Source organism: Streptomyces sp. SID10853 (assembly GCF_010548145.1).
Lineage (GTDB): Bacteria > Actinomycetota > Actinomycetes > Streptomycetales > Streptomycetaceae > Streptomyces.
Map to the genome: position 1 here is coordinate 1 of NZ_JAAGLN010000078.1, position 26,370 is coordinate 26,370.

The 26,370-nt window shown below is 70.5% G+C and carries 26 protein-coding genes and 1 pseudogene; 9 read left to right on the forward strand and 18 right to left on the reverse strand.

Annotated elements, in window-relative coordinates; all coding sequences use genetic code 11:
* The 5 genes and pseudogenes from G3I19_RS17165 to G3I19_RS17185 form a co-directional block, all read right to left on the reverse strand.
* Window positions 1-255, reverse strand: a pseudogene (locus G3I19_RS17165) (hypothetical protein); the annotation flags it as partial.
* Entirely contained in the window at window positions 255-1,958 is a 1,704-nt protein-coding gene (locus G3I19_RS17170) for an urease subunit alpha (RefSeq protein WP_164264492.1), read from the reverse strand. The gene G3I19_RS17170 and the pseudogene G3I19_RS17165, both read right to left, overlap by 1 nt.
* Before the next feature lies 1 nt (window position 1,959).
* On the reverse strand, window positions 1,960-2,328 hold the full coding sequence (gene ureB / locus G3I19_RS17175; protein WP_164264493.1) for an urease subunit beta: 369 nt from the start codon (window positions 2,326-2,328) through the stop codon (window positions 1,960-1,962).
* On the reverse strand, window positions 2,325-2,627 hold the full coding sequence (locus G3I19_RS17180) for an urease subunit gamma (RefSeq protein WP_164264494.1): 303 nt from the start codon (window positions 2,625-2,627) through the stop codon (window positions 2,325-2,327). Before G3I19_RS17180 ends, ureB begins: the two co-directional genes overlap by 4 nt.
* Window positions 2,628-2,797: 170 nt before the next feature.
* Window positions 2,798-3,391 (reverse strand): TetR/AcrR family transcriptional regulator, encoded by a 594-nt coding sequence (locus G3I19_RS17185; RefSeq protein WP_164264495.1) that lies wholly within the window; start codon window positions 3,389-3,391, stop codon window positions 2,798-2,800.
* Between the two features lie 89 nt (window positions 3,392-3,480).
* Between G3I19_RS17185 and G3I19_RS17190 the strand changes: the two genes are divergently transcribed.
* The gene (locus G3I19_RS17190; protein ID WP_164264496.1) at window positions 3,481-3,909 is read left to right on the forward strand and encodes a nuclear transport factor 2 family protein; all 429 of its coding nucleotides are present in this window, start codon (window positions 3,481-3,483) and stop codon (window positions 3,907-3,909) included.
* Window positions 3,906-4,745: an NAD(P)H-binding protein gene (locus G3I19_RS17195; protein WP_164264497.1), complete on the forward strand. Its 840-nt coding sequence runs from the start codon at window positions 3,906-3,908 to the stop codon at window positions 4,743-4,745. The genes G3I19_RS17190 and G3I19_RS17195 overlap by 4 nt, the downstream gene beginning before the upstream one ends.
* A gap of 125 nt (window positions 4,746-4,870) precedes the next feature.
* Here the strand turns inward: G3I19_RS17195 and G3I19_RS17200 are convergent, their stop codons facing one another.
* The gene (locus G3I19_RS17200) at window positions 4,871-5,566 is read right to left on the reverse strand and encodes a TerB family tellurite resistance protein (RefSeq protein WP_164264498.1); all 696 of its coding nucleotides are present in this window, start codon (window positions 5,564-5,566) and stop codon (window positions 4,871-4,873) included.
* A 323-nt stretch (window positions 5,567-5,889) separates the two neighbouring features.
* On the reverse strand, window positions 5,890-7,647 hold the full coding sequence (gene leuA, locus G3I19_RS17205; RefSeq protein ID WP_164264499.1) for a 2-isopropylmalate synthase: 1,758 nt from the start codon (window positions 7,645-7,647) through the stop codon (window positions 5,890-5,892).
* A gap of 349 nt (window positions 7,648-7,996) precedes the next feature.
* Here leuA and G3I19_RS17210 point away from each other — a divergent pair, with 349 nt between their 5' ends.
* Window positions 7,997-9,073 carry a M4 family metallopeptidase gene (locus G3I19_RS17210; protein WP_164264514.1) on the forward strand — a complete coding sequence of 359 codons (1,077 nt, stop codon included), beginning with the start codon at window positions 7,997-7,999 and terminating at the stop codon, window positions 9,071-9,073.
* Window positions 9,074-9,100: 27 nt separating this feature from the next.
* Entirely contained in the window at window positions 9,101-9,367 is a 267-nt protein-coding gene (locus tag G3I19_RS17215) for a protealysin inhibitor emfourin (RefSeq protein WP_164264500.1), read from the forward strand.
* Window positions 9,368-9,455: 88 nt separating this feature from the next.
* Here the strand turns inward: G3I19_RS17215 and era are convergent, their stop codons facing one another.
* The gene (era, locus tag G3I19_RS17220; protein ID WP_164264501.1) at window positions 9,456-10,397 is read right to left on the reverse strand and encodes a GTPase Era; all 942 of its coding nucleotides are present in this window, start codon (window positions 10,395-10,397) and stop codon (window positions 9,456-9,458) included.
* 203 nt (window positions 10,398-10,600) lie between these two features.
* Between era and G3I19_RS17225 the strand changes: the two genes are divergently transcribed.
* Both G3I19_RS17225 and G3I19_RS17230 read left to right on the forward strand, forming a co-directional pair.
* Window positions 10,601-11,896, forward strand: a complete 1,296-nt coding sequence (locus tag G3I19_RS17225; RefSeq protein WP_275402746.1) for an ammonium transporter — start codon at window positions 10,601-10,603, stop codon at window positions 11,894-11,896.
* Window positions 11,893-12,231, forward strand: coding sequence for a P-II family nitrogen regulator (locus G3I19_RS17230; protein ID WP_164264502.1), 339 nt, complete (start codon window positions 11,893-11,895; stop codon window positions 12,229-12,231). Before G3I19_RS17225 ends, G3I19_RS17230 begins: the two co-directional genes overlap by 4 nt.
* Before the next feature lie 180 nt (window positions 12,232-12,411).
* Here G3I19_RS17230 and G3I19_RS17235 read toward each other — a convergent pair whose 3' ends face one another.
* The gene (locus G3I19_RS17235; RefSeq protein ID WP_239074453.1) at window positions 12,412-12,837 is read right to left on the reverse strand and encodes a cytidine deaminase; all 426 of its coding nucleotides are present in this window, start codon (window positions 12,835-12,837) and stop codon (window positions 12,412-12,414) included.
* Window positions 12,838-12,864: 27 nt separating this feature from the next.
* A complete protein-coding gene (locus G3I19_RS17240) occupies window positions 12,865-13,686 on the reverse strand; it encodes a helix-turn-helix transcriptional regulator (protein WP_164264517.1) in 822 nt (273 codons plus the stop codon).
* 271 nt (window positions 13,687-13,957) lie between these two features.
* On the opposite strand from G3I19_RS17240, the gene G3I19_RS17245 reads away from it, so the two are divergent.
* Entirely contained in the window at window positions 13,958-15,385 is a 1,428-nt protein-coding gene (locus tag G3I19_RS17245) for an MFS transporter (protein WP_164264503.1), read from the forward strand.
* Window positions 15,386-15,417: 32 nt separating this feature from the next.
* On the opposite strand, the gene G3I19_RS17250 is transcribed toward G3I19_RS17245, so the two are convergent.
* The 8 genes from G3I19_RS17250 to G3I19_RS17285 form a co-directional block, all read right to left on the reverse strand.
* Window positions 15,418-15,771, reverse strand: a complete 354-nt coding sequence (locus tag G3I19_RS17250; protein WP_164264504.1) for an MmcQ/YjbR family DNA-binding protein — start codon at window positions 15,769-15,771, stop codon at window positions 15,418-15,420.
* Window positions 15,768-17,060, reverse strand: a complete 1,293-nt coding sequence (locus tag G3I19_RS17255) for a hemolysin family protein (protein ID WP_164264505.1) — start codon at window positions 17,058-17,060, stop codon at window positions 15,768-15,770. Before G3I19_RS17255 ends, G3I19_RS17250 begins: the two co-directional genes overlap by 4 nt.
* Entirely contained in the window at window positions 17,057-17,554 is a 498-nt protein-coding gene (ybeY, locus tag G3I19_RS17260; RefSeq protein ID WP_164264506.1) for an rRNA maturation RNase YbeY, read from the reverse strand. Before ybeY ends, G3I19_RS17255 begins: the two co-directional genes overlap by 4 nt.
* Window positions 17,555-17,614: 60 nt before the next feature.
* Window positions 17,615-19,702 (reverse strand): PhoH family protein, encoded by a 2,088-nt coding sequence (locus G3I19_RS17265; RefSeq protein ID WP_164264507.1) that lies wholly within the window; start codon window positions 19,700-19,702, stop codon window positions 17,615-17,617.
* A gap of 163 nt (window positions 19,703-19,865) precedes the next feature.
* On the reverse strand, window positions 19,866-20,954 hold the full coding sequence (locus tag G3I19_RS17270) for a PfkB family carbohydrate kinase (protein ID WP_164264508.1): 1,089 nt from the start codon (window positions 20,952-20,954) through the stop codon (window positions 19,866-19,868).
* A gap of 107 nt (window positions 20,955-21,061) precedes the next feature.
* Window positions 21,062-22,507, reverse strand: coding sequence for an MFS transporter (locus G3I19_RS17275; protein ID WP_164264509.1), 1,446 nt, complete (start codon window positions 22,505-22,507; stop codon window positions 21,062-21,064).
* A gap of 87 nt (window positions 22,508-22,594) precedes the next feature.
* Window positions 22,595-23,905, reverse strand: a complete 1,311-nt coding sequence (locus G3I19_RS17280) for a glucarate dehydratase family protein (protein WP_164264510.1) — start codon at window positions 23,903-23,905, stop codon at window positions 22,595-22,597.
* Window positions 23,902-24,828 (reverse strand): 5-dehydro-4-deoxyglucarate dehydratase, encoded by a 927-nt coding sequence (locus tag G3I19_RS17285; RefSeq protein ID WP_164264511.1) that lies wholly within the window; start codon window positions 24,826-24,828, stop codon window positions 23,902-23,904. The genes G3I19_RS17280 and G3I19_RS17285 overlap by 4 nt, the downstream gene beginning before the upstream one ends.
* Before the next feature lie 116 nt (window positions 24,829-24,944).
* On the opposite strand from G3I19_RS17285, the gene G3I19_RS17290 reads away from it, so the two are divergent.
* Entirely contained in the window at window positions 24,945-25,727 is a 783-nt protein-coding gene (locus G3I19_RS17290) for an IclR family transcriptional regulator (RefSeq protein WP_164264512.1), read from the forward strand.
* A 190-nt stretch (window positions 25,728-25,917) separates the two neighbouring features.
* Window positions 25,918-26,370, forward strand: a 453-nt coding sequence (locus G3I19_RS17295; protein WP_164264513.1) for an MFS transporter, incomplete at its 3' end; no start/stop codon positions are given.

A 26,370-nucleotide genomic window follows, 5' to 3' on the forward strand; every position in this document is an offset into this window, starting at 1 on the left:
CACCGCGGCGGCCGCTTCGGTGACGGCCGTGGTGTGCAGCCGGGCCCGGAGCAGGGCGGGGATCCCGTCGCGGGTGAGCCCGGCCGCCACGGCCGGTTCGAGCCCGGCGCTGTAGGTGTAGGCGCCGACCGGCAGCCGGCCGTCCGCGAGCAGCAGGGGCGCGAGCCCGGAGGTGCGCGCCGGGGCGGTACGCGTCAGGGTGGCATGCGTCGGGGTGGGATGCGCGGGGGCGGGATGCGTCAAGGCATTACGCATCAGAACATGCTGTACCGCTGGGTGAGCGGCAGTTCGGCGGCCGGGGCGGGCTCGACGAGCTCCCCGTCGATTCGGATGGCGAAGGTCTCGGGGTCGACGTCGATCGCCGGGAGCGCCGTGTTGTTGGGCAGATCCGCCTTGGTGAGGTGACGGGTCGGCCGTACGGCGACCAACTCCCGTACCAAGCCCAGCCGTTCGGCGAGCCCGTCCTCAAGGGCCGCCGGGGCGACGAAGGTCACCGAGAGGTGCGGGGCCGCGTCGGCCGCCGCCGTGGGACGGATGAGGACCGGCTGGGTGGTGGGGATCGCGGCGTTGGCGTCGCCGAGCGGCGCGCTCACCACCATGCCGCCCTTGAGCACGGCGGCGGGCCTGATACCGAAGAACGCCGGGTCCCACAGCACCAGATCGGCGAGTTTGCCGGGCTCGACGGAGCCGACGACATGGTCGATGCCATGGGCCACCGCCGGGCAGATGGTGTATTTGGCGATATAGCGACGGGCGCGTTCGTTGTCCGCGGGCAGCTGCGTGCCGCGGTCGCCGAACCGCTGCTTCATGGTGTGCGCGACCTGCCAGGTGCGGCAGATGACCTCCCCGATACGGCCCATGGCCTGGGCGTCGGACGAGGTGATGGAGAGCGCGCCGATGTCGTGCAGGACGTCCTCGGCGGCGATGGTGGAGGCGCGGATACGGGACTCGGCGAAGGCCAGGTCCTCGGGGACCAGGGGGTTGAGGTGGTGGCAGACCATCAGCATGTCGAGGTGCTCGGCGACGGTGTTGACGGTGTGCGGGAGCGTCGGATTGGTGGACGCGGGCAGCACATTGGGGTGTGAGGCCACCGTGATGATGTCGGGGGCGTGGCCGCCGCCCGCGCCCTCGGCGTGGAAGACGTGGATGCCGCGTCCGCCGATGGCGTCCAGCGTGGTCTCGACGTAACCGGCCTCGTTGAGGCTGTCGCCGTGCAGGGCGACCTGGAGCCCGTAGGTGTCGGCCGCGCGCAGGGCGGCGTCGATGGCGGCGGGTGTGGCGCCCCAGTCCTCGTGGACCTTGTAGCCGCCGGCGCCGCCGAGCGCGGCCTCGCGCAGGGACTCCTCGCCGACGGTGGAGCCCTTGCCGAACAGCATGATGTTGAGCGGGACCCGGTCCAGGGAGCGGTGCATCATCGCGAGGTTCCAGGCGCCCGGGGTGACGGTGGTCGCTTTGGACCCCTCGCCGGCCCCGGTGCCGCCGCCGATCACGGTGGTGGTGCCCGTGGCGAGCGCCTCGTGCAGGGTCTCCGGCATCAGGAAGTGCACATGGGTGTCGATGGCACCTGCGGTCAGGATGCGTCCCTCGCCCGACACCACGTCGGTACCGGGGCCGATCACCAGGCCGGGGTGGACGCCGTCACTCATGTCGGGGTTGCCGGAGCGGCCGAGTGCGACGATCCGGCCGGCGCGGATCCCGACGTCCGTCTTGACGATGCCCCAGTGGTCGAGCACGACGGCATTGGTGATGACCAGGTCGAGAGCGCCATCGGCCCGGGAGGCGGTGGCCTGGGCCATGGACTCGCGGATGGACTTGCCGCCGCCGAAGACGGCCTCGTCGCCGCCGAAGCAGCGGTCCTCCTCGACCTCGATCCACAGGTCGGTGTCGGCGAGGCGGATCCGGTCCCCGGCGGTGGGTCCGTAGAGCGCCGCGTAGGCGGCGCGGGTCATCCGGGCCATCTCAGCCTTCCTCCGTCCGTGCCGTGGGTGGGGTGTGCGTCATGTGGGTGCCGGTACTGGTGCGTGTGCCGCCGCGGGCGCCGGGCAGGACGAGGCCGGGGACGGCCCGCCGGCCGCCGAGCTCGACCAGGGTCACGTCGGCGCCGACTCCGGGCTCGAAGCGCAGCGAGGTGCCGGACGGAATATCGAGCCTGAATCCCTCGGCCGCGGCCCGGTCGAAAGAAAGGGCAGGATTCACGTCGGAGAAGTGAAAATGCGAGCCGACCTGAATGGGCCGGTCACCGTCATTCACCACGCCCAAGCGCAATTGCATCAGCTTTTCATTGATTTCGAGTACGCCCGGTCCTGTGCGGATCTCCCCCGGAATCACGGGATCGGCGAGGTGATCGTGACGAGCTTGCGCCCGTCGGGGAAGGTCGCCTCGACCTGGACGTCGTGCAGCATCTCGGGTACGCCTTCGAGCACGTCAGCCCGGGTCAGGACAGTTCTGCCCGCCATCATGAGATCGGCGACACGGGCACCTTCACGGGCCCGCTCCATCGCCCAGCAGGCGAGCAGTGCCACGGCCTCGGGATAATTCAGACGTACGCCGCGTTCACGCCGGTCGCGGGCGACCATTCCTGCGACACTCAGCAGCAATTTCTCCGTGTCGGACGGAGTGAGAAGCATGGGAAACCTCCATGGCGGCAGTCCCCGGAATTCCCGGAATCGCCACAGCCACATCCCTCTTATAAACCCACCGACAGCGTCGTGGCAACTTTCGGCGCACCATAAAAAGTCCCCTTCTGGGGTTATGACCCACTAAATACGGGCAAACCATCCCAAAATCTCTGCCGTATTCAGCTCCGCGTGGCAGCGGATCCGAGCACCCCGGCAGTGAAGGCCGCCAGGTCCGCCCGCAGTTGCTCACGGCTCTTCCGCTCCTGGCCTGCGAGGTGTTCCACGAGGTCGGCCCGGACGGCGGCGAGCAGCGCGTGTGCGGTGAAGTCTCCGCCCGCGAAGCCGGGAATCTCCTCCAGCGCCCCGCGCAGCAGGCCGTGCCACCACGCGTAATGCCCGGCCCCGTACGGACTGGCGCCGCTCCCGCCCTCCAGGGCAAGCGCGAGGTGGCGGTTGTCGAGCTTGAAGCAGAGCAGGGCGTCGAGCAGGGCGGGCACGCGCAGCAGTGGCGCGGTGGCGGGCCCCAGCGGCGGCGGGCCCTCGTCGGCCGCCCCCCTGACCGGCGCGAGGCGTGCGTCGTACAGCGCCCGGATCAGACCGGCGCGGTCACCGAAGGCGCGGAAGAGCGTCGCCTTGCCCACACCGGCCGCCGCCGCGATGTCGGCCATGGTGACGGCGTCGGGGCTCTCGCAGCGGGCGAAGAGCTCATCGGCCGCCGCGAACACGGCCACCCGGTTACGTGCCGCGTCCTTGCGTGGCTTGCGCTCGGACATGCGCTTCCCTCCAGTTGCAAAGCGGACCCGCGGTCCGTATCTTCCAATGAAACGGACCGCGGGTCCGCATCTTATGGGACGGAGCGCTCATGGCCACGGACACGGCACCGGCGGACCTCTTCCGCCACAGCCTGCAGCTGATGCTGGACAAGGACATGGAGGGCTGGATCGGCCTCTGGGACGACGACGGGGTCTTCGAGTTCCCGTTCGCACCCGACGGCTGGCCCGAGCGGCTGGAGGGCAGGGCCGCGATCGCCGACTACATCCGCGGATACCCCGACCACATCGACCTCCACGACTTCCCCTCCGTCGAGATCCACCGGACCACCGTCCCGGAGACCATCGTGGTGGAGATGCGCGGGGTGGGCCGCGTGGTGGGGACCGGCAGCCCCTTCGACATGACGTATATCGCCGTGGTGACCGTCAGGGACGGGCTCATCACCCACTACCGCGACTACTGGAACCCGCTCACCGTCCTCCAGGACACGGCGAGCGACTTCACGGGAGGCAGCCGATGACCACACCGGCCACCACACTCGTCATCGGCGCCACCGGCACCACAGGCAGCCGCGTCGTCGCCCGCCTCGCGGCGGGCGGTCACCGGGCCAGGGCGGCCGGCCGCCGCGCCACCGCGGTGGCCGGGGCCGAGGCCGTCCGCTTCGACTGGAACGACCCGGCGACCCACGGCGCGGCCCTGGACGGAGCCGACCGGGTCTATCTGATCCCGCCGCTCGGCTCCCTGGACCCGGCAGCTGTGATGCTGCCCTTCCTCCGGCGGGCCCGGACGGCAGGCGTGGGCCGGGCAGTGCTGCTCAGCTCGTCGGCGATCCCCGCCGGCGGCCCGGCCGTCGGGCAGGTGCACCAGGCCCTGCCGGATCTCTTCGACGCCTGGGCCGTGCTGCGGCCCTCGTGGTTCATGCAGAACTTCACCGGCGGCCACCACCACGCGCGGAGCATCCGGGAGCACGGCACCATCGAGACCGCCACGGGTGACGGCCGTGTCGGATTCATCGACGCGGACGACATCGCCGCCGTCGCCGTACACGCGCTGACCTGCACGCGGGCCCCGAACACCGACCTGATCCTCACCGGGCCCCAGGCGCTGAGCCACGGGGACATCGCCGGCCTCGTCACCCAGGTCACGGGGCGGACCGTCACCCACAGGCAGCTCAGTGAAGAGCAGATGCGGGAACGGCTGTCCGCGGACATGCCCGCCGAGTTCGCCGCACTGCTCGCCGGCCTGGACCGCGCCATCGCCGACGGAGCCGAGGACCGCACCACCGACACCGTCGAGCGGCTCACCGGGCGCCCGCCGCGCGACTTCCGTACGTTCGCGGAGCACGAGATGACGTGACGGAACCCAGAGGGGGCGCGGGCGAAGCAGTCCCGGAAGCCCCGCTCAGGACGGTATGCGAGCCGCACCGCTCAGGAAGGTACGCGGGCCGCCGCCGCTCAGGAAGGTACGCGGGCCGCCGCCGCTCAGGACGGCGTGCGGGCCGCCGCCGCCAGCAGCCGGGCCGTGTCCTCCGTGCAGAGCTGGAGCGCGCCGCCGACCGTCGCGAGCACCTCGCGCTCCGCCGGGCTGTACGGGCCGTCGGCCAGGGCGATCCGGGCGCCCTGGAGCAGGATCGACTCCCGCCCCACCGGGGCGAGATGGGGCGCCAGCGGCTGCAGTGACTCGTGCAGCTCGATGGTGAGCGCCGCCCCGCACGGCTCGGCGTCCGTGACAAAACGACCGGTGTCCGCGGCGAGCGCCTCGACCAGCGCCGTCAGCTGCTCCTCGGTGCACTCGTCGAACCCGGCGGCACGGACCGTGGAGACGGCGGTCTCGACCACCGCGTGCGAGCCGGTGCCGCCCGCGGTGAGGACGGCGAGCGTCACGGTGTGGACGGCATCGCGCAGCATCGCCGAGAAGCGGGTGGTGGTGGGACGGTCGAGGGTGTCGGTGGAGAACTGCGTCCAGCAGGCGGCGCATTCGACCACAGGGCCGGTGCTGCCGCGCGAGAGAAGCGGCAGACCGAGCACGGTGAGCCGACGGCGGCCGGTCAGGCGGCGGTAGTTGCGGTCTCCCCCGCAGTCCGCGCAGAAGAACTCGCCGTCGCCGACCGTGTCCCAGGAGGTGCGGACGGCCCAGATGATCGACTTCTTGCCGCTTCGTCCACGGACTGACAGCACGGCTCACCTCCGTAACACCGGCAACGCTCCGTTGCGTTGCGCTCCACCACGCCCGTGTCCCCCGGTTGTTCCGTTGGACACAGGGCCGCCATGTGGACGTGATGTTAGCCACATCAGTGATGTGGCGTCAGCACCCTGACAGGAGATGGCTGGGTCCCGACCATCGCCGTGCACCGCCGCGGGCGGGAAACGGGGAGGTCACATGGGTTCCGCACGGCTGAAAGAGCCCAAATATCGCAACCGGGGCCGTACCCGTAAGAACACCTCGGGTACGGCCCCGGGTCATGCGGGGACGTGCTGGAACGAGCGGGGACCGGGCAGGGTCAGCGGGCGGCCCGGTTGACCGCGGAGACGACCGCCTTCAGCGAGGCCCGGGTGGTGTTGGCGTCGATGCCGATACCCCACATGACCTTGCCGTCGATCGCGCACTCGATGTACGAGGCGGCCAGCGCGCTCGCGCCCTCGCTCATCGTGTGCTCCTGGTAGTCCAGGAGCCGGGCGTCCACACCGGTCTCGGACAGCGCGGCGAAGAAGGCCGAGATCGGACCGTTCCCGGTGCCCGACAGCGCCGTCTCGACCCCGTCCACGACGGCCTCGACCGTCAGGGTGTCCCGGCCGTCGGTGTCCGTGGTGGTCTGGCCGGAACGCAGCTGGATCCGGCCCCAGCGGGCGTCGCCTTCGACCGAGCTGGGCAGGTACTCGTCCTGGAAGATCGCCCAGATGTCCTTCGGCGTGACCTCGCCGCCCTCGGCGTCGGTCTTCGTCTGGATGATCTTCGAGAACTCGATCTGCATCCGGCGCGGCAGGTCCAGCTTGTGCTCGTTCTTCAGGACGTACGCGATACCGCCCTTGCCGGACTGCGAGTTGACCCGGATCACGGCCTCGTACGAGCGGCCGACGTCCTTGGGGTCGATCGGCAGATAGGGGACGGCCCACTCGATGTCGTCGACCGACTTGCCCTGCGCGGCCGCGTCGGCCTCCATCGCGTCGAAGCCCTTCTTGATGGCGTCCTGGTGGGAGCCGGAGAAGGACGTGTAGACCAGATCGCCCGCGTAGGGGTGGCGCGGGTGGATCTCCATCTGGTTGCAGTACTCGGCGGTGCGGCGCACCTCGTCGATCTGCGAGAAGTCGATCTGCGGGTCGACACCCTGGCTAAAGAGGTTCATGCCCAGGGTCACCAGGTCGACGTTCCCGGTGCGCTCGCCCTGCCCGAACAGACAGCCCTCGATACGGTCGGCGCCCGCCATGACGGCCAGCTCGGCGGCGGCGACGGCGGTGCCGCGGTCGTTGTGCGGGTGGGCGGACAGGCAGACGTACTCGCGGCGCGACAGGTTGCGCGACATCCACTCGAAGCGGTCCGCGTGCGTGGAGGGCGTCGAACGCTCCACGGTGGCGGGCAGGTTGAGGATGATCTCGCGGCCGGCCTCGGGCTGCCAGACGTCCATGACCGCCTCGCAGACCTCCAGGGCGAAGTCCAGCTCGGTGTCGGTAAAGATCTCGGGGCTGTACTGGTAGCCGAAGTGCGTCTCGGGGCCGAGGATCTTCTCGGCGTACTCCATCACCAGGCGGGTGCCGTCCACGGCGATCTGCTTGATGTCGTCCTTGGAGCCGCGGAAGACGACCCTGCGGAAGGTCGGCGCGGTCGCGTTGTACAGGTGCACGGTCGCGCGGTGCGCGCCGCGCAGCGACTCGACGGTGCGCTCGATCAGGTCCTCGCGGGCCTGGGTCAGGACGGAGATGGTCACGTCCTCGGGGATCGCGCCCTCTTCCTCGATGATCGAGCGTACGAAGTTGAAGTCGGTCTCGCCGGAGGCGGGGAAGCCGACCTCGATCTCCTTGTAGCCCATCTTCACCAGCAGGTCGAACATCTCGCGCTTGCGGGCCGGCGACATGGGGTCGATCAGGGCCTGGTTGCCGTCGCGCAGGTCGGTGGACAGCCAGCGGGGGGCCTTCGTGATGCGCTGGTCGGGCCAGGTGCGGTCGGGGATCTCGACGGCTTCGTACTGACCGTACTTGTGCACCGGCATTCCGGACGGCTTCTGCGTCCGGGTGGCGTTGGTGATCGGCGTGGGGTTCGACATCTGCGTAGGGCTCCTCGGGATCCGGCGGGGGAAGGCCGACTGTGCCGCTGCAGCACCAGACTCCGCGGGGAGGGGGTCGGCCTACGACTACAGGCCCTCGCCGCGGCAGCTAAGGAGAAGCAGCCCGAAACGCATGATGTTCCGCAGCCTAGCCCAGCGGCGCCGGGAACGCCGCTGCCGTATCAGTATGCGGACTGTCGACCGGTGAGGTCGGCCCGGCCAGGTCCGGCCCAGGTCCGGTCCAGGTCGCCGGGTTCCCGGAGTCACTCTTTCTCGTCAATAACCGTCGCAACCAGTGACAACTCCCTTACGCAGTGCCACATTCGAAGACATGACTGACACGACTGACATGACTGACACGACGGGCAGCGTCTTCTGCACCATCATTCCGCCGCACATCCTCAGCAAGCTCGCCGATGCCGACGACCCACAGCTCTCCGGCCCCGCCCGCCGCACCCTGGACGCGGACCATTCGCACCGCAGCAGGCGTCTGACCGCCATGGCCGCGGCCGTGCGCGAGGACGGGGGCGTCTCCGGACCGGCCGACCCGGCGCCGAAGACACCGAAGCGCACCATCTACGACGCCGGGCACGGCACCCAGCTGCCCGGCACGAAGGTCAGGTCGGAGGGCGCGCAGCCGGGCAAGGACGCGACGGTCAACCGGGCGTACGCGGGCCTCGGCGCCACCTTCGAGCTGTACCTCAAGGCGTACGGACGGTATTCGATCGACGGCAAGGGACTGCCGCTCGACGCGAGCGTCCACTACGACCGGAAGTACAACAACGCCTTCTGGGACGGCAGTCAGATGGTCTTCGGAGACGGTGACGGGGAGATCTTCCTCGACTTCACCATCCCGGTGGACGTCATCGGCCACGAACTCACCCACGGCGTCACGCAGTACACGGCGAACCTGGCGTACTCCGGCCAGTCCGGCGCGCTCAACGAGTCCGTCTCGGACGTCTTCGGCTCGCTCATCAAGCAGTACGCCCTGGGCCAGACCGCCGACCAGGCCGACTGGCTGATCGGCGCCGGTCTCCTCGCACCCCGCGTCTCGGGGGTCGCGCTGCGCTCGATGAAGGCTCCGGGCACCGCGTACGACGACGACGTGCTGGGCAAGGACCCGCAGCCGGCGACGATGAAGGGGTACGTCAAGACCACCGACGACAACGGCGGCGTGCACCTGAACTCCGGCATCCCCAACCACGCCTTCTACCTGCTGGCGGACGCCCTGGGCGGCAAGGCGTGGGAGCGGGCCGGACAGATCTGGTACGACACCCTGACCGGCGGCGAGCTGGCGGCCGACGCGAGCTTCGCGGACTTCGCCCGGCTGACGGTCGCGGCCGCCCGGGCCCGCTTCGGCAGCGGCGACGAGCAGGAGGCGGTGACCAAGGCGTGGTCCACGGTCGGTGTCGCGACAGGCGCGTGAACGGCCGATAGGGGGTAGACAGGTCCCATGCGTATCCAGGTAAGGCGCACGGGAGGCTTCGCCGGTATCGAGCGCCGGGCCGAGGTGGACACCTCGGCCCGGGCCGATGCGGGTGAGTGGCACGAGCTGGCGGAACAGGCGGTGGCGGCGGGCCACGACGCACCGCCCCAGGGGGTGCCCGACGGCTTCAACTACCGGATCACGGTGGACGACCGCACGGTGTACTGCACGGACCCGCGCCTGAGCGAGGCCCAGCGGTCACTGATCTCGCGGGTACTGAAGGAGGGGGCGTAGGCAAGGCCGTCCCGGCGGGCGGTGCCGTCCCGGCGGGCGGTGCCGTTCGGGCGGGCGGAGTCGTCCTGGCCGGCGTGCCCGCCCGGCGTCAGAACCCGAGCTTCCGCAGCTGCTTCGGGTCCCGCTGCCAGTCCTTCGCCACCTTCACATGCAGGTCGAGGAAGACCGGCGTGCCGAGCAGCGCCTCGATCTGCTTGCGTGACTTCATACCGACATCCTTCAGCCGGGCGCCCTTGGGCCCGATGATGATGCCCTTCTGGCTCGGCCGCTCGATGTACACGTTCGCGTGGATGTCGAGGAGCGGCTTGTCCGCGGGGCGGTTCTCGCGGGGCAGCATCTCCTCGACGACGACGGCGATGGAGTGCGGCAGCTCGTCCCGTACGCCCTCCAGCGCGGCCTCCCGGATCAGCTCCGCGACCATCACCATCTCTGGTTCGTCCGTGAGGTCGCCCTCCGGGTAGAGCGGGGGGCTCAGCGGGAGCAGCGGGGCGATCAGGTCGGCGAGGAGCGAGACCTGCTGGTCGCCCACCGCGGAGACCGGGATGATCTCGGCCCACTCGAAGCCGAGCTCCGTGGCGAGCTGGTCGATGGCGATGAGCTGCTCGGCGAGCTGTTTGCTGTCGACCAGGTCGGTCTTGGTGACCACGGCGATCTTCGGGGTCTTCTTGATCCCGGCGAGTTCCTTGGCGATGAACTTGTCGCCGGGGCCGAGCTTCTGGTCGGCGGGGACGCAGAAGCCGATGACGTCGACCTCGGCCCAGGTGGTCCGTACGACGTCGTTGAGCCGCTCGCCCAGCAGCGTGCGCGGCTTGTGGAGGCCGGGGGTGTCCACCAGGATCAGCTGGGCGTCCGGGCGGTGCACGATGCCGCGCACCGTGTGGCGGGTGGTCTGCGGCCGGCTGGAGGTGATCGCCACCTTCTTGCCGACGAGAGCGTTCGTGAGAGTGGACTTGCCCGCGTTGGGGCGGCCGACGAAGCAGGCGAAACCGGCCCGGTGGGCGGCTTCGGATGACTGGGTGTGAACGCTCATGGCGCCCATTCTCCCCGATCGGCCGGTGGGCGCCGACCAGGTGGCCCCGCGGTGAGTTCCCGGTAACAGTCCCGCGACACGAAATACGCAGGAAACACGAGTGCAGCCAGGTGGAAACCCGGAGGCGGGAACCTCTACCGGAACGTAACCGGAGAGGTGACCCCCCTGTGACGCATGCGACGCCTGCGACACCCCTGCCACCGCTGACCACCCTGGCCGCCGGGATCGACACCGGCGACACCGCCTGGCTGCTGGCCGCGACCGCGCTGGTCCTGCTGATGACGCCCGGCCTCGCGCTCTTCTACGGCGGGATGGTCCGCACCAAGAGTGTGCTCAACATGCTGATGATGAGCTTCGTGTCGATCGCGCTCGTCACCGTGGTCTGGCTCGTCGCGGGCTACTCGCTGGTCTACGGCCCCGACGCGTTCGGCGGCCTGATCGGCGGACTCGGCCACGCCGGAATGGCCGGCATCGGCCCCGGCAGTGTGCGCGGCTCCGTCCCGACGCTGCTCTTCGCCACCTTCCAGCTCACCTTCGCGATCATCACCGCGGCGCTGATCAGCGGCGCCATCGCCGATCGGGCCAGGTTCGGCGCATGGCTGGTCTTCGTCCCCGTGTGGGCCCTGCTCGTATACGTCCCGGTGGCCCACTGGGTGTGGGGGCCCGGCGGCTGGATCCTCAGCGATCTGAAAGCCCTGGACTTCGCGGGCGGTATGCCGGTCGAGATCGTCTCCGGCGCCTCGGGGCTCGCGCTCTGTCTGGTGCTCGGGCCGCGCCTCGGCTTCAAGAAGGACTCGATGCGCCCGCACAACCTGCCGATGGTCGTGATGGGTGCGGGACTGCTCTGGTTCGGCTGGTTCGGCTTCAACGCGGGTTCGGCGCTCGGCGCCAACGGGCTGGCGGCCGCCGCCTTCCTGAACACACTCGCCGCAGGCTGCACCGGGCTCCTCGGCTGGCTCTTCGTCGAACAGAAGCGGGACGGCCACCCGACCACCCTGGGCGCGGCCTCCGGGGCGGTCGCCGGGCTGGTCGCGATCACCCCGTCCTGCGGTGCGGTCGGGCTGATCGGGGCGCTGGCCGTCGGGCTCGCGGCCGGGGTGCTCTGCTCGTACGCGGTCGGCTGGAAGTTCCGGCTGAACTACGACGACTCGCTGGATGTCGTCGGGGTGCACCTGGTGGGCGGGATCGTCGGGACGCTCCTGATCGGGCTGTTCGCGACCTCCGGGATGACCGGCGGCGCGCGCGGGCTGCTGTACGGCGGCGGGTTCGGCCAGCTGGGCCGGCAGAGCCTCGGGGTGCTGGCGGTCGCGGTGTACGCGTTCGCCATGACGTACGGCATCGGCAGGGCGATCGACCGGCTGACCGGGTTCCGGGCCGACGAGGAGCACGAGCAGCAGGGCCTCGACCTGACGGTGCACGCCGAGAGCGCCTACGATCACGGCGTGCTGGGCCACGGAGCCCCGCTCTCCGCCTCCGCGCTGCAGAAGGTCAAGCCATGAAGCTGGTCACCGCGGTCGTCAAGCCGCACAAGCTCGACGACGTCAAGACGGCCCTCCAGGAACTCGGGGTCAACGGTCTGACGGTCACCGAGGCGAGCGGATACGGCAGGCAGCGCGGGCACACCGAGGTCTACCGGGGTGCCGAGTACCGCGTCGACCTGGTGCCGAAGGTCCGGATCGAGGTGGTCGTCGGCGACGCGGAGAGCGAGGCGGTCATCGACGCGGTGGTACGGGCCGCCCACACCGGCAAGATCGGGGACGGCAAGGTCTGGGCCGTGCCGGTGGAGACGGTCGTACGCGTCAGGACGGACGAGCGCGGCCCCGACGCACTCTGAGCGCGCCGGGCCGCCCGGCTCAGCCCTGCCCTCTGACTGTCGGCTGACGCGCCGTCAGTACAGCAGCAGACAGCGGAGGTTGTTACCAGCCGGCCCGGTCAGCCCGGTCAGCCCGGTCAGCCCGGTCAGCCCGGTCAGCCCGATCAGTCCGGTCATCCCGATCAATCCCGGTCAGCCCGGTCAGCCCGCCGCCACCGTCGTCCGCAGTGTGCCGTCGGGGCCCGCAAGCAGCACCGGCGTACCGGCTCCGCCCAGGTCGCGCACCGCCGCCCGGTCCTCGTCCGACACCTCGCCGGCGGCGCTGACCACGGCCGCGGCCTCCAGCGACCGCGCCCCGCTCGCGACCGCCATCGCCACGGCGGTCCGCAGCGCCGAGAGCTTCAGCGAGTCCAGCTCGACGGTGCCCGCGACATACGTACGCCCCGTCTCGTCCCGTACGGCGGCGCCCTCGGGCACCCCGTTACGGGCCCGGGCGCTGCGCGCCAGCGTGATGATCTTGCGGTCCTCTGCGTCCGGCACCGCGGCACCGGCCGCCGCGCTCGCCGTACCGCCGCCGGTGCCCGTACCCGTACCGCTGTCTGCGCTGTTCGCTGCGTCGTCGCTCATGGGCAGAGCATAAAGAGCCCGCACCGGTCAGTTGGCGACCGGGTACATCGAGCCCCTGCGTCCCTCGGGCGATGCCAGCCACTGGAGCTTGGCCTCCGTCCCCGTGTCGGGCAGCGGGGTGTGCAGCACGATCGCCAGATCGGGCCGGGCCGGGACCCTCAGCTGGGTCGACTCGACGAACAGCGTGCCCACCACCGGATGCTCCAGCTCCTTGCGGACCTGGCCGCCGGGCGCGATGTCACGGCGGTCCCACAGCTCGGCGAACTCGGCGCTGCGCTCCCTCGCCTCGGCGACGACCGCCTGGAAACCGTCGTCATCGGGGCGCTCCGAGCAGGCCGCCCGGAACTGCGCCACCACCTGGTGCGCCACGGACTCCCAGCACTTGGCACGGGACCGGTAGACGGGGTCGGTGAAGAACGCGATCAGACAGTTCTGCACGATGTCGGGGCGCATGGCCAGCGTCATCGCCGCAGCGTCGTTGTACATGACCGTGTTCCAGTACGGGTCCATGATGTGCGCCGGGAACGGCATCCAGGCGTCGATCAGCCGCTTGAGCCCGTCGCACATGTCGACATGGGACGGATCGACCTCCTGCGGCGGCGGGTTCAGCCCCGCCAGCACATACAGATGGCGGCGCTCCACACTGCTCAGCCGTAGCACCCGGCCCACCGAGTCCAGGACCTGCGGCGACACCGTGATGTCCCGGCCCTGCTCCAGCCACTGGTACCAGGAGACGCCCACACCCGCCAGGACGGCGACCTCCTCGCGCCGCAGCCCCGGCGTACGCCTCCGGCCGCCGCCGTCGGGCAGCCCGGCCTCCGCCGGGGTGATCCTGGCCCGCCGGCTCATCAGGAACTCCCGCAGCTCACTGAGCCGGTGCGCCTTGGTACCGGGCCGCGGCCCGTCCGCCCTGCTCGCGACACCGCCCGCGACACCGTCCGCTGCACGGCCCGCGACACCGCCCGCGATACTGTCCGCTGCACCGCCCGCGACACCGCCCGCGATACTGTCCTCGATCGGACTCGCCACGCCTTCTCCCCCTGTCCGGCTGCCTGGTGGTGCGGCCACCAGCATAAGTTCCCGCTCCCCACGATTGTTCCCGGAGCCCGAAGCTCGGGACATGGCGATCGACACCTCATCCACACTCACCCCGAGCCCCGCCCCACCCGGCGACGACCGGCTCTCCGGCCGGGCCCGGCTCGTCCTGCTCGTCCTGTGCGCCGCCCAGTTCATGGTGGCGCTCGACTTCTCCGTACTGAACGTGGCGCTCCCCGTGCTCGGCAAGGACCTGGGCATGACACAGGCCGGACTTCAGTGGGCCGTCACCGCGTTCGCACTGCCGTCCGGCGGCTTCCTGCTGCTCTTCGGCCGGATCGCCGACCTGTTCGGCCGGCGCCGGCTGTTCCTCACCGGCCTCGCCGTCTTCGGCTCCGCCTCACTCATCGCGACGTTCGCCTGGAACCAGGAGGTCTTCCTCGCCGGGCGGGCCCTCCAGGGCCTGGGCGCTGCCGTCATCGTGCCGACCGGGATGTCCCTGCTGACCACCACCTTCCCCGAAGGCCCGCAGCGCGACCGGGCGCTGGGCATCAGCGGCACCCTGCTCTCGCTCGGCTTCACCGTCGGCATGGTGCTGGGCGGCGTCCTGACCGACACCCTGGGCTGGCGCTCGACCATGGGCCTGCTGGGCGGCGCGGCGGTCCTCGTCCTCGCGTCGGCACCGGGGCTGCTCACCGAGTCCCGCCACCCCGGGCGGCAGCGGCTCGACATCCCCGGCGCGGTCACCGTCACCGGCGGACTCCTCGCGATGATCTACGCCCTGTCGACGGCGGCCCAGCGCGGCTTCGGCCACACGGACGTCCTGGTCTCGCTGGTCCTCGGCGTCGCCCTGCTGGCCGGCTTCGTGGTCATCGAATCCCGCGCCGACGCGCCGCTGGTGTCCCTGCCGATGCTGAAGCGGCGCACAGTGGCCTGGGGCAACCTCGGCGGGCTCATCACCTTCTCGATGATGTCGACCGTGGTCTTCGTCCTGACCCTGTACCTCCAGGAGGTCCTGCACCTGTCCAGCTTCAGGACCGGGCTGGTCTTCGGTGTCCAGGGGCTGGCGTCGGTGGCCGCCGGGATGGCCGCCCCGAAGGTCATCGGCCGGTTCGGCGCCCGCCGGACCCTGGTCGGTTCGCTGCTCGCCCAGGGCCTGTTCATCGGCGCGCTGCTGGGGCTCGGCACCGACTCGGGGGTCTGGCTGGCCACGGCCGCCGTCTCGGTGGCCAGCATGGCGCACCTGGGCGCGATCATCTCGTACGGGCTGACCGTCACCTCCGGTGTCCCTGACGCCGAACAGGGCCTGGCCACCGGGCTCGTCACCACGACCCAGCAGATCGGTATGACCCTCGGCATCCCGCTGCTCGGCGTGCTGGCCACCACCGGGACCGACCTCTTCGACGGGGTGCGGACCGTGCTGGGCACCGGCGCGGCGATCCTCGTCGGGACCGCGGTGCTGGTGGCCGCCGGGCTCCGGGGCGGCAGCCGTGACCGCGGCCACGCCGCCTGAACGGACGCGGCCGCAACCGCGAAACCGTGAAGTCAGGGGCGGTCGAGCCGGAGGCGCTCCGCCTTCGGCAGACCGGCCACCACCAGGTCGTACGAATCCTCGATCAGCTCACGGACCAGACGGTCGGGCAGCGGCCCGGCCGTCACCGTGTTCCAGTGCCGCTTGTTGAGATGCCAGCCGGGGACGACCGCCTCGTACTCGGCGCGCAGCCGGACCGCCTCGTCCGGGTCGCACTTGAGCGAGACCTGCAACGGGTCGCCGTCCAGGTGGCTCATAGCGAAGATCTTGCCGCACACCTTGAACACCGAGGTCTCCGGGCCGAACGGGAACTCCTCGGCCGCGGCGTTGAATTCCAGGCAGAACGCCCTGAGTTCCTCCGGTGTCATCCCGCTGTCTCCTCCGCTTCGGCGACCGGCTCGGCCAGCACAGTCACGATCTTGTTCCGGCGGCCCGCGGGGGACTCGGCGGTGAGCCGCAGCCGCCTGCCGTCCGGCAGGTCGACGATCGCGGACGCGCCCGCGATCGGCACCCGGCCGAGCGCCTTGGCCAACAGACCGCCGACGGTCTCCACGTCCTCGTCGTCGTACTCGTCCAGCCCGTACAGCTCGCCCAGGTCGTCGACGTCCAGACGGGCGGTGACCCGGAAGCGGGCCTCGCCCACCTCCTCCACCTGCGGCAGCTCACGGTCGTACTCGTCGGTGATCTCGCCGACGATCTCCTCGAGGATGTCCTCGATGGTGACGATGCCCGCCGTGCCGCCGTACTCGTCGATCACGACGGCGACATGGTTGCGGTCCTGCTGCATCTCGCGCAGCAGATCACCGGCGTTCTTGGTGTCGGGCACGAAGACCGCGGGGCGCATCGCCGTGGACACCAGGTCGGTCTCCGCGTCCCGGCTGATGTGGGTCTTCCTGACCAGGTCCTTGAGGTAGACGACGCCGACGATGTCGTCCTCGTTCTCCCCCGTCACCGGGATCCGCGAGAAGCCCGAGCGCAGCGCCAGCGTGGTGGCCTGGCGGATCGTCTTGGAACGCTCGATGCAGACCAGGTCGGTGCGCGGGACCATCACCTCACGGACCAGGGTGTCGCCCAGCTCGAAGACCGAGTGCACCATCCGGCGCTCCTCGTCCTCGATCAGCGACTCCTGCTCGGCGAGGTCGACCATGGCGCGCAGCTCGGCCTCGGAGGCGAACGGCCCCTTGCGGAAGCCCTTTCCGGGCGTCAGCGCGTTACCGATGAGGATCAGCAGCTGCGGGACGGGGCCCATCACCCGGGCCAGCGGCAGCAGCACATAGGCGGCGGCGGTCGCCGTGTTGAGCGGGTGCTGGCGGCCGATGGTGCGCGGCGAGACACCGACCGCCACATAACTCACCAGCACCATCAGGGCGATGGCAAGCGCCAGCGCCTGCCAGGTCTCGGACAGCTCCCGGAGGCAGACGTACGTGACGAGGACCCCGGACGCCATCTCGCAGGCGACCCGCACCAACAGCGCCACGTTGAGGTACCGGGTCGGGTCGGCGGCGATCTGCGCCAGTTTCTCGCTGCCGCGCCGCCCCGACCGTGCGGCCTCGGCGGCCCGGAAGCTCGACGTACGGGCGATGCCGGTCTCCGCGCAGGCGGCGAGCCAGGCGACCACGACCAGCGCGACCGCGCCGACGATCAGCTGCGCGGTCATGAGACGGTCGGCGCCGGGGAGGGGCCGGTGAGCCCCTTCTCCGCCCGCCAGCCGTCGACGATCGCGGCCTGCAGACCGAACATCTCGGCCTTCTCGTCCGGCTCCTCGTGGTCGTAACCGAGCAGATGCAGCACCCCGTGGACGGTCAGGAGCTGGAGCTCCTCGTCCATGGAGTGCTGCGTCGGGGCGTCCTCGCCCTGCTGCTTGGCGACCTCGGGGCAGAGCACGATGTCACCGAGGAGCCCCTGCGGGGGCTCCTCGTCGTCCTTGGCCGGCGGACGCAGCTCGTCCATCGGGAAGGACATGACATCCGTGGGACCCGGCAGGTCCATCCACTGGATGTGCAGCTGCTCCATGGCCTCGGTGTCCACGACGATCACGGACAGTTCGGAGAGCGGGTGGATCCGCATCCGTGTGAGGGCGTAACGGGCGATGTCGAGGATCGCCTGCTCGTCGACCTCGGTTCCGGACTCGTTGTTGACGTCGATCGACATGGGGCCTGTTGACTCTTTCGGTCTGTGCCTGCAGCTGCTGCCGGCGGCTGAACGCTGTGCCTACAGCTGTTTCTGGCTGTCGTGCTTCTCGTATGCGTCGACGATACGGCCGACAAGCTTGTGCCGGACGACATCCTGGGAGGTGAGCCGTGAGAAGTGCACGTCGTCGATGTCCTCCAGGATGTCCTGCACCTGCCGCAGCCCGCTCTTCGTGCCGCTCGGCAGGTCGACCTGGGTGACGTCACCGGTGACGACGATCTTCGAGTCGAAGCCGAGCCGGGTGAGGAACATCTTCATCTGCTCGGCGCTGGTGTTCTGCGCCTCGTCGAGGATGATGAAGGCGTCGTTCAGGGTGTTGTGCGTCAGCAGGTAGTCCTGAGTGACATAGAGCGAGTCCTCGGCTGCGACCTGGATGCACACCGCCTCTTCACGGCCCGCAGGCTCGATGCTGTCGATGAAGCGCATCGGGCGCCCACCGCCGCCGGCCGCGCGGTACTTCTCCAGCTTCCGTTCGAGCCTGAAGGGCTCCATACCGTCCGGGAGCCTGATGTCGACCACATGCGCGTCATGGCGGTACGGGACATCCCGCCCGTTCGCCCTGCCGGACTTGCGGTCTTCCGCGGCCCTGCGGCGGGTGTAAGCGACGCCGCCGAGCGACTGGACCAGCGCGATGACATCGTCACGGAGCGAGATCGATGTGGTCGTGTACTGAATGCGGCAGGTCCGGTCGGCCTGCGTCACCGGTCCCCCGTCGGAGTCCAGGAGCCCTTGGAGCAGGGACAGCCGGACGCCCACCGCGTTGTGGAGGTAGCCGTCAGGAACGAACTTCGAAGGGGACTTGGTACCGAGCAGATCGAGGGCGCGAAGGGCTTCCGTGACCGGGTTCTCCAGCGTGATGACATCGCCGGGCGCACTCACCCGGTTGAGGACGTAGTCGCACCGGTCCTTGTGGCGCGCTGTCACACCGGGCAGCGCGAGCTCCAACGCGGAAACCAGTTCCGGGTCATTGGCGGAGAAGGAAGGCGTGGTGGCACCCGTCAGGCAGCCGTCGCCCAGGAGCAGCCCGAGGGCGTACGGGTCCATGGGGACCTCGCGGCGGGGGAAGCTGACGGGGGCCGTGAGCATCGGCAGCTCGTAACGGCGGGCATGTGCGGCACGGAGATTGCCGATCATGTCCTTGGTCTCCAGGACCCGCCACGGCTTGTCCCGGCGCTTGTCCGAGGCCGTGCGCACCGTCCACAGATGCTCGCCGCAGCACAGGGTCCAGGAGCCGTCCTGGGCCGTGACCCGGTAGATGTCCTTCTCGCCCTGCGGGTATACGCCGAGGACGGGCGTCGGCTCACCGTTCGACCCGACGACCAGGTCGCCCACCTTCAGGTCACCGATGGGGCGGAAACCGTCCGGTGTCAGCACGTTGGTGAAGACCGGTTGCGCTCTTCCCCGCATGTAAGCGAGCGGCGCCACCTCGATCGTGCCCGCTGCCATCAGGCGGGGGATCGAGTCCGGGTCCAGCATGTCGTGCAGCGCGTCGTACAGCGGGCGCAGATACGGGTCGATCTTGTCGAAGAGGGTGCCGGGGAGGAACCCGAGCCGCTCCCCCGCCTCGACCGCAGGGCGGGTCAGGATGATCCGGCTGACCTGCTTGGACTGGAGTGCCTGGACCGCCTTGGCCATCGCGAGGTACGTCTTGCCGGTACCTGCGGGGCCGATGCCGAAGACGATGGTGTTCTTGTCGATGGCGTCCACATAACGCTTCTGGTTGAGCGTCTTGGGGCGGATCGTGCGGCCGCGGCTGGACAGGATGTTCTGGGTGAGGACCTCGGCGGGGGTCTCGGCCCCCGGCTCGCCCTCGCCGTTCTCGCTGGCCCGGAGCATGGCGATCGAGCGTTCCACAGCGTCCTCCGTCATCGGCTGCCCGGTGCGGAGCACCAGCATCATCTCGTCGAACAGGCGCTGGATCAGGGCGACATCGGCCGCCGCTCCCGTGGCGCTGATCTCATTGCCCCGGACATGGATATCGGCCGCCGGGAACGCCGTTTCGATCACGCGCAGCAGGGAATCGCCCGAGCCGAGCAGCATCACCATGGGGTGTGCGGCCGGGATCGTGATGTGGGCACGCGCCTGTGGCTGTGTGGGTGACTGAGTCATGGGCCGGCCCTCGGGCCTGCGCATACCTCCCGTTGCAGGGTTCTCGCTGCTCGACAACCTCTGGAACACCAAGCCTACGACGCCGCACCGACAACGCCACGGGTTTAAGGCCGGCCGGCCGATCTCATCGCCGGGCCGCTTGCCGGGGAGGTCACCGGGCCCCTCACGGTGTGCGGAAGCCGATCGTCGGTACGGCCCTGCGCAGCGGCCAGGAGCGGGCCGCCGCGGGCAGCAGGTCCTCCAGGAAGGCGTACCGGCGCAGGGCGGCGAGATCCTGGCCCCGGCAGGTCCGCACGCGCTGCCACCAGGCGGCGACCTCGGCCCAGCCGGGCGCCGAGAGGGAGCCGCCGAACTCCTGGACCGAGAGGGCCGCGGTGAGGCCCGCGAAGGCCAGCCGGTCGGCGAGCGGCCAGCCCGCCAGTGTCCCGGTGACGAAGCCCGCGACGAAGACGTCACCCGCGCCCGTCGGGTCCAGCGCCTCGACGGCGATGGCGGGCACCGACGCGCACTCGCCGGTCGATCCGTCGACGGCGTACGCGCCCTCGGCACCCAGGGTGACGACGGCCAGCGGGACCTTCTCGGCGAGGGCGCGTGCCGCCGCGCGCGGGCAGTCGGTGCGGGTGTAGCGCATCGCCTCCTCGGCGTTGGGCAGGAACGCCTCGCAGTGCTCCAGGTCGGCGAGGCCCGCCAGGTCCCAGCGTCCTGTCTCGTCCCAGCCGACGTCGGCGAAGACCTTCGTACCGCGGTCGGCCGCGTGCAGGACCCACTCCTCGCGGCTGCCCGGCCCCAGTGAGGCGATGGCGGCGCGGGCGCGTGGCGGGCAGTTGGGGTAACTGCCGGCCGGCGGCGGCGCCTCGTGGCCGTGCGAGACCATGGTGCGCTCGCCCTCGTACGCCATGGAGACGGTGACCGGGGAGTGCCAGCCGGGCACGGTGTGGGAGCGTGACAGGTCGATCTGTTCGCCCTGTTCCAGGGCGTCCCAGCAGTACTCGCCGTAGTGGTCGTCGCCGAAGGCGGCGGCGAGCGAGGTGTGCAGCCCGAGCCGGGCCAGCGCGGTGGCCATGTTGGCCACCCCGCCGGGGCTCGATCCCATGCCGCGCGCCCAGGACTCGGTGCCGCGCACCGGTGCGCTGTCGAGGCCGGTGAAGACGATGTCCAGGAAGACCGTGCCGGTGAGGAAGACGTCGCAGGCGGGATCCTGGGGGGCGCGCAGCCCGTCCAGCGGGTCGAGTTTCTTGTTGTCGTGGACCACCCTGCGCTCCCCGGTTGCCGTGCCGTCAGGCCAGTCTGCACCACGGGTCCGACAGGAGCGCGGACTCGTCCCGCGGAGCCGGCCTGACGGCGGCCGTGCCCGCCGGGTCAGGCGGTCGCCGGCCGTGCGGCGGCTCCGGACGCCGTACTGCGCGGCGCCACCCCGGGGTCCGGCCCGGGGTCCGGCCCGGGGTTCGTTGCGGGGACCGTGCTCGCGGGGACGGTCGCGGGCCTGGCCCTGACCTTGTCGTTACGGCCGCCGCCCCGCACCAGCAGCACGCTCAGCGCGGCGAGGAACCCGATCACGGTGAGTCCGACGAGCCCGCCCTTGGTGGACCCCGTGGAGTCCTCCAGCAGTCCGAAGGCGGTCGGCGCGACGAACCCGCCCAGGTTCCCGATGGAGTTGATCAGCGCGATGCCGGGCGCAGCGGCCCGTGCGTCCAGGTAGCTCTGCGGGATGGTCCAGAAGATCGGTGAGGCCGGCTTGAAGCCCATCGCGGCGATACACAGCGCGCCGAGGCCCACCCAGGGTGAGACGAGGACGGCGAGCAGCGTGCCGGTGCCGCCGATCAGCAGCAGACCCATCAGGACCGGGCGGCGTTTGCCGATGCGGTCGGAGATCCGGCCCGACACGTACAGCCCGACGAGCGCGAACAGCCAGGGCACCGCGGTCAGCAGGCCGACCTGGAAGTCGCTCAGCCCGCCGATGTCGTGGACGATCGCGGGCAGCCAGAACGTCACCGCGTACAGCGCGACGTTGATCGCGAAGTAGATCCAGAGGAAGAGCAGCATCTGCGGGTCGGCGAGCAGCTTCCAGCGGGACACCGCGGCGGCGCCCCGGTGGACGTCCCGTTCCTCCTGCTCGCTGTCGATGGCCGCGACGAGGCCGCGCTTCTCCTCGTCCGTCAGCCAGCCGGCCTGCTCGACGCCGGAGTCGAGGAAGCGGTAGACGACGAAGCCGAGGAGGACGGAGAAGACGCCCTCGACGAAGAACATCCACTGCCAGCCGGAGTGCCCCCAGATGCCGTGCATCTCCAGGAGGGCGCCGGAGACGGGGCCGACGACGACGGTCGCCGCCCCTGACCCCATCAGGAAGATGGAGGTGGCTCTGCCGCGGTGGGAGTCGGGCAGCCAGCGGGACAGGTAGTAGATCACGGCGGGGAAGAAGCCGGCTTCGGCGACGCCGAGGAGGAAGCGCAGGGCGTAGAACATCCCGGGGCTGCTGACGAAGGCCATCGCGGTGGCGACGATGCCCCACGTGATCATGATCCGGGTGAGCCAGACCTTGGGGCCGAAGCGTTCCATCAGCATGTTGCTGGGGACTTCGAAGACGGCGTACGCGATGAAGAAGATCCCGGCGCCGAGCCCGAAGGCCGCGGCGGAGAGCCCGACGTCGGCCCGTAGCTGGTCCTGGGCGAAGCCCAGGTTCACCCGGTCCATGTAGTTGGCGACGAACATGACGAAAAAGAGCGGTACGACGCGCCGGAAGACCTTGTGGACGGCGGAGCGGACAGCCGGGGAGTGCTCTACGGGGGCGGAGGGTGCTGCGGACACGAGCGGCTCCGATCGTGGGCAGGGCGAGGCAGTGCAGGGTGGGGAGAGTCGGGGAGGGCAGGGAGAGCGGGGAGAGGCGCGGAGGGGTTACCAGCGGGGCAGCGCCGGGGACGTCCAGTCCTCGTAGCCCTTCGCCTTGCGCATCGCGCCGGCGTCGTCGCGGTCGCGCATCGTGCCGTCGTCGTCGAGCCAGCGCCGGTGGAGGCGGGCGAGGGCGTCGCGGTCGAGTTCGACACCGAGGCCGGGGGTTTCGGAGACCGGGAGACGACCGTCGGTGAAGACGTGGCGGGTGGTGATCACGTCGTCGGTCTGCCACGGGTAGTGGCTGTCGCAGGCGTAGTCCAGGTTGGGGACGGTGGCCGCGACATGGGTCATCGCCGCGAGGCTGATCCCCATGTGGGTGTTGGAGTGCATCGAGAGCCCGACCCCGAACGCGCGGCAGATCGCGGCCAGTTCACGGGTGGCGCGCAGGCCGCCCCAGTAGTGGTGGTCGGAGAGGACGACCTGGACCGCGTCCTTCAGGAACGCCTCGCGGATCTCCGGGACCGTCGTGACGCACATGTTGGTCGCGAGGGGGACCCGCGTACCGGCGGAGACCTCGGCCATGTCAGGTGTGCCCGACGTCGGGTCCTCCAGGTACTCGAGTACGTCGGCCAGTTCGCCGGCGACCTCGAGCGAGGTCTCCGGTGTCCAGCCGCCGTTGGGGTCGAGGCGCAGCGGGTGGCCGGGGAACGCCTCGGCCAGGGCCTTGATCGCGGCGACCTCGTCGGCGGGCGGGAAGACACCGCCCTTGAGTTTGAAGGAGGTGAATCCGTAGTCGCGTACGAAGCGGCGGGCCTGCGCGACCACGCCTGCGGGGTCGACCGCCTCGCCCCAGGTGTCGGGCTCGCCGGCGCCGTCCGGGTGCTCGGCCCAGCGGTAGAAGAGGTAGGCGCTGTACTCGACGGAGTCCCTGACCTTGCCGCCGAGCAGGGCGTGCACCGGCAGGCCGCGGACTTTGCCCAGCGCGTCGAGACAGGCGACCTCGAAGGCCGAGATGATCGAAAGGCGCAGCTTGTCGGCGGTCTGGACGCCGCGCAGGCCGCCCACGTCGACCGCGTTCTCGATCCGTGCGGCGTCGACGCCCACCTGTCGTGAGAGGGGGACGAGACCGTTGAGGTCGGCTATGGAGCGGCCGGGGAGCAGCTCGGCGTAAGGGCGGGCGATCTCCAGGTACTTGGTGTCGCCGTAGGTCTCGCCCACGCCGGTGACGCCGTCCGCCGTGACGATCTCGACGACCAGCCGCGGGGTGTACGGCTGGTGCACACCCTGGACGTTGAGCAGCGGCGGGTCGGCTATCAGCACGGGCGTGAGGCGTACTTCGGCGATGGTCAGGCTGCGGGGCGTGGACTGCGTCATCGGGTGGCTCCTGCCAGGTCGAGTCCGGTGGTGAGCAGGGTTTCGAGGGCCGCGAGGTCGGCGGGGCCCGGGTCGGTCAGCGGGGCGCGGACCGGGCCGACCCGGTGGCCGCGCAGCCGGGCGGCGGCCTTGACCAGGGAGACGGCGTAGCCGGGTACCCGGTCGCGGAGTTCGACCAGGGGTACGTAGAAGCCGCGCAGCAGGGTGTCCGTGCCGGCGTCGTCGCCCTTGCGGAGCGCGGTGAAGAAGGCGCCGGCGATCTCGGGGGCGAAGGCGTGGACCGCTGAGGAGTAGGCGGGGACGCCGACGGTGGCGTAGGCGCGGGCCTGGATCTCGGCGGTGGACGCGCCGTTGAAGAACAGGAAGCCGTCGGGTGCGGCGAGTGTGAGGCGCTGGAGCCGGTCGAGGTCGCTGTGGCCGTCCTTGAGGCCGATGACCCCGGGGATGGCGGCGATTCGGCGCAGGGACTCCGCGGTGAAGGCGACCTGGCCGCGCTGGTAGGCGATGAGGGGCAGCCGGGTGCGGGCGGCGATCTGCTCCAGTTGCGCGACGAGGCCGTCCTGCGGGGCCGCGACCAGGTAGTGCGGCATGACGAGCGCCGCGTCGGCTCCGGCCTCCTCGGCGATGCGGGCGAACCGGGCGGCCTGTGCCCAGCCGTATCCGATGCCGGCGACGACGGGGAGCCGTCCGCGGGCCACTTCGACGGTCGTGGTGACGACCCGGCGGTACTCGTCCTCGTCGAGCGAGAAGAACTCGCCGGTGCCGCAGGCGGGGAAGACGGCGCCGGGGGCGGCGGCCAGCTGGGTTTCGAGATAGGCCCGGTAGCTCTCGATGTCGAGTTCGCCGCCGGCGGTGAAGCTGGTCAGGGGGAAGGAGAGCACGCCGCGAGCCATGCCTTCCCTGAGACGGGCCACCACATTCATGCTGTCTCCGTATGTAGATGATGTCCAAGCATGGAGACAGACAGTAGATACCCGGGCCAGGAGCGTCAAGAGTCCCGGCACCACACCCGCCTGCCGGCGGGCCTTAGGATCTGGGCATGCCGGAGACCGGAGGCGTACGCGAGGTGAAGTCGGCGGGCCGCACCGTCGAGCTGCTGGAGGTGCTCGCCGCGCGCGGCGACCGGCCCGCCCGGCTGCGGGAACTCGCCGACGAGCTGGGCGTACCCCGCAGCTCCATGTACGCCCTGCTCCAGACGCTGACCGACCGGGGCTGGGTCCGTACCGACGCGACGGGATCGCTGTACGGCATCGGCATCCGCGCCCTGCTCACCGGCACCAGCTACCTCGACACGGACGCCCGGGTGCGGGCGGTCAAGCCGTATCTGGACCAGGCGTCCACCGCACTGGGCGAGACCGTCCACCTGGGGCGGTTCGACCGCGGCGACATCGTGTACCTCGCCACCCGCGAGTCGCACGAGTATCTGCGCACCCTCAGCCGGGTCGGCCGCAGGCTGCCCGCCCATGTCAGCGCACTGGGCAAGGCACTGCTCGCCGAGCGGGACCCGGGCGGGCTGCCGGCCGGCGAGCTGGAGCGGTTCACCACGAACACGCTGCCCGACCGCACCGCCCTCGACGCCGATCTGGCGCTGGTCCGCGAGCGGGGGTACGCGGTCGACCGCGAGGAGGGCGTCACCGGAATCGTCGGTTTCGGCTTCGCGCTGCGGTACGACACGCCCGCGGTGGACGCCGTCAGCTGCTCGGTCCCGGTGGCCCGGCTGAGTGATGAACACGAGCGCCGGATCGTCGCGACGATGCGCGAGGTACGGGCCGAGATCGAGGCCGCGGCACACGCGCTGCCCGGCGCACCCGACTGGATCTGAGTAAAAAAAACCCGGCGCCGTCCGTGCCTGCGTGACTATAAACCGAAAGTGCTATAGATCACGTATTGGTAGGTTTCGTTGACTCAGCGTGGTTGATGGATAGGTGACCACGCGCTCCCGTCAATGACACGACGCCCACTTCCCCCCACTCTTCTGCCTGGTCACAGGCATATCTCTGTCAGGAACGCCCGTGTCTTCGCGCTCACGCGCCACATGGCCTCTCATCGCCGTGTTCACCGCTGGTTACCTCGCCTCATACCTCCTGCCGACCATCGTCGGACGCCTCGGCTCCGGTCTCGGCCTCTCTCCTGCCGAAGCCGGCGTCGCCGGCTCGGTCCTCCTCCTCTGCTCGGCGGGCGCCGGTCTCGTACTGGCCTCGCACGTCGAGCGCATCGGCCCGCAGCGGGTCGCCCGCGCCGGGCTGCTGCTCACCGTCGTCGGCTACGCCGCCGCCGCGACCACCGCGTATCTCCCGCTCGTCATCGCGGGGGCCGCCATCGGCGGCGTGGGCTCAGGTACCGCGACGGCGGTCGCCGCCGGCGGTATCGCGGGCCTGCCCGACCCGCACCGGGCCTCGTCCACCGGGCTCCTCACGGTGTCGGCGACAGCCGGCGCCCTCTACCTCGTCCTGCCGCAGCTCGGC

Coding starts and splice junctions, on each gene's coding strand:
- G3I19_RS17170 (WP_164264492.1), bottom strand. CDS start 1,958: ATGGCCCGGATGACCCGCGCCGCCTACGCGGCGCTCTACGGACCCACC.
- G3I19_RS17180 (WP_164264494.1), bottom strand. CDS start 2,627: ATGCTTCTCACTCCGTCCGACACGGAGAAATTGCTGCTGAGTGTCGCA.
- G3I19_RS17185 (WP_164264495.1), bottom strand. CDS start 3,391: ATGTCCGAGCGCAAGCCACGCAAGGACGCGGCACGTAACCGGGTGGCC.
- G3I19_RS17190 (WP_164264496.1), top strand. CDS start 3,481: ATGGCCACGGACACGGCACCGGCGGACCTCTTCCGCCACAGCCTGCAG.
- G3I19_RS17195 (WP_164264497.1), top strand. CDS start 3,906: ATGACCACACCGGCCACCACACTCGTCATCGGCGCCACCGGCACCACA.
- leuA (WP_164264499.1), bottom strand. CDS start 7,647: ATGTCGAACCCCACGCCGATCACCAACGCCACCCGGACGCAGAAGCCG.
- G3I19_RS17210 (WP_164264514.1), top strand. CDS start 7,997: ATGACTGACACGACGGGCAGCGTCTTCTGCACCATCATTCCGCCGCAC.
- G3I19_RS17215 (WP_164264500.1), top strand. CDS start 9,101: ATGCGTATCCAGGTAAGGCGCACGGGAGGCTTCGCCGGTATCGAGCGC.
- era (WP_164264501.1), bottom strand. CDS start 10,397: ATGAGCGTTCACACCCAGTCATCCGAAGCCGCCCACCGGGCCGGTTTC.
- G3I19_RS17230 (WP_164264502.1), top strand. CDS start 11,893: ATGAAGCTGGTCACCGCGGTCGTCAAGCCGCACAAGCTCGACGACGTC.
- G3I19_RS17235 (WP_239074453.1), bottom strand. CDS start 12,837: ATGAGCGACGACGCAGCGAACAGCGCAGACAGCGGTACGGGTACGGGC.
- G3I19_RS17240 (WP_164264517.1), bottom strand. CDS start 13,686: ATGAGCCGGCGGGCCAGGATCACCCCGGCGGAGGCCGGGCTGCCCGAC.
- G3I19_RS17245 (WP_164264503.1), top strand. CDS start 13,958: ATGGCGATCGACACCTCATCCACACTCACCCCGAGCCCCGCCCCACCC.
- G3I19_RS17250 (WP_164264504.1), bottom strand. CDS start 15,771: ATGACACCGGAGGAACTCAGGGCGTTCTGCCTGGAATTCAACGCCGCG.
- G3I19_RS17255 (WP_164264505.1), bottom strand. CDS start 17,060: ATGACCGCGCAGCTGATCGTCGGCGCGGTCGCGCTGGTCGTGGTCGCC.
- ybeY (WP_164264506.1), bottom strand. CDS start 17,554: ATGTCGATCGACGTCAACAACGAGTCCGGAACCGAGGTCGACGAGCAG.
- G3I19_RS17265 (WP_164264507.1), bottom strand. CDS start 19,702: ATGACTCAGTCACCCACACAGCCACAGGCGCGTGCCCACATCACGATC.
- G3I19_RS17280 (WP_164264510.1), bottom strand. CDS start 23,905: ATGACGCAGTCCACGCCCCGCAGCCTGACCATCGCCGAAGTACGCCTC.
- G3I19_RS17285 (WP_164264511.1), bottom strand. CDS start 24,828: ATGAATGTGGTGGCCCGTCTCAGGGAAGGCATGGCTCGCGGCGTGCTC.
- G3I19_RS17290 (WP_164264512.1), top strand. CDS start 24,945: ATGCCGGAGACCGGAGGCGTACGCGAGGTGAAGTCGGCGGGCCGCACC.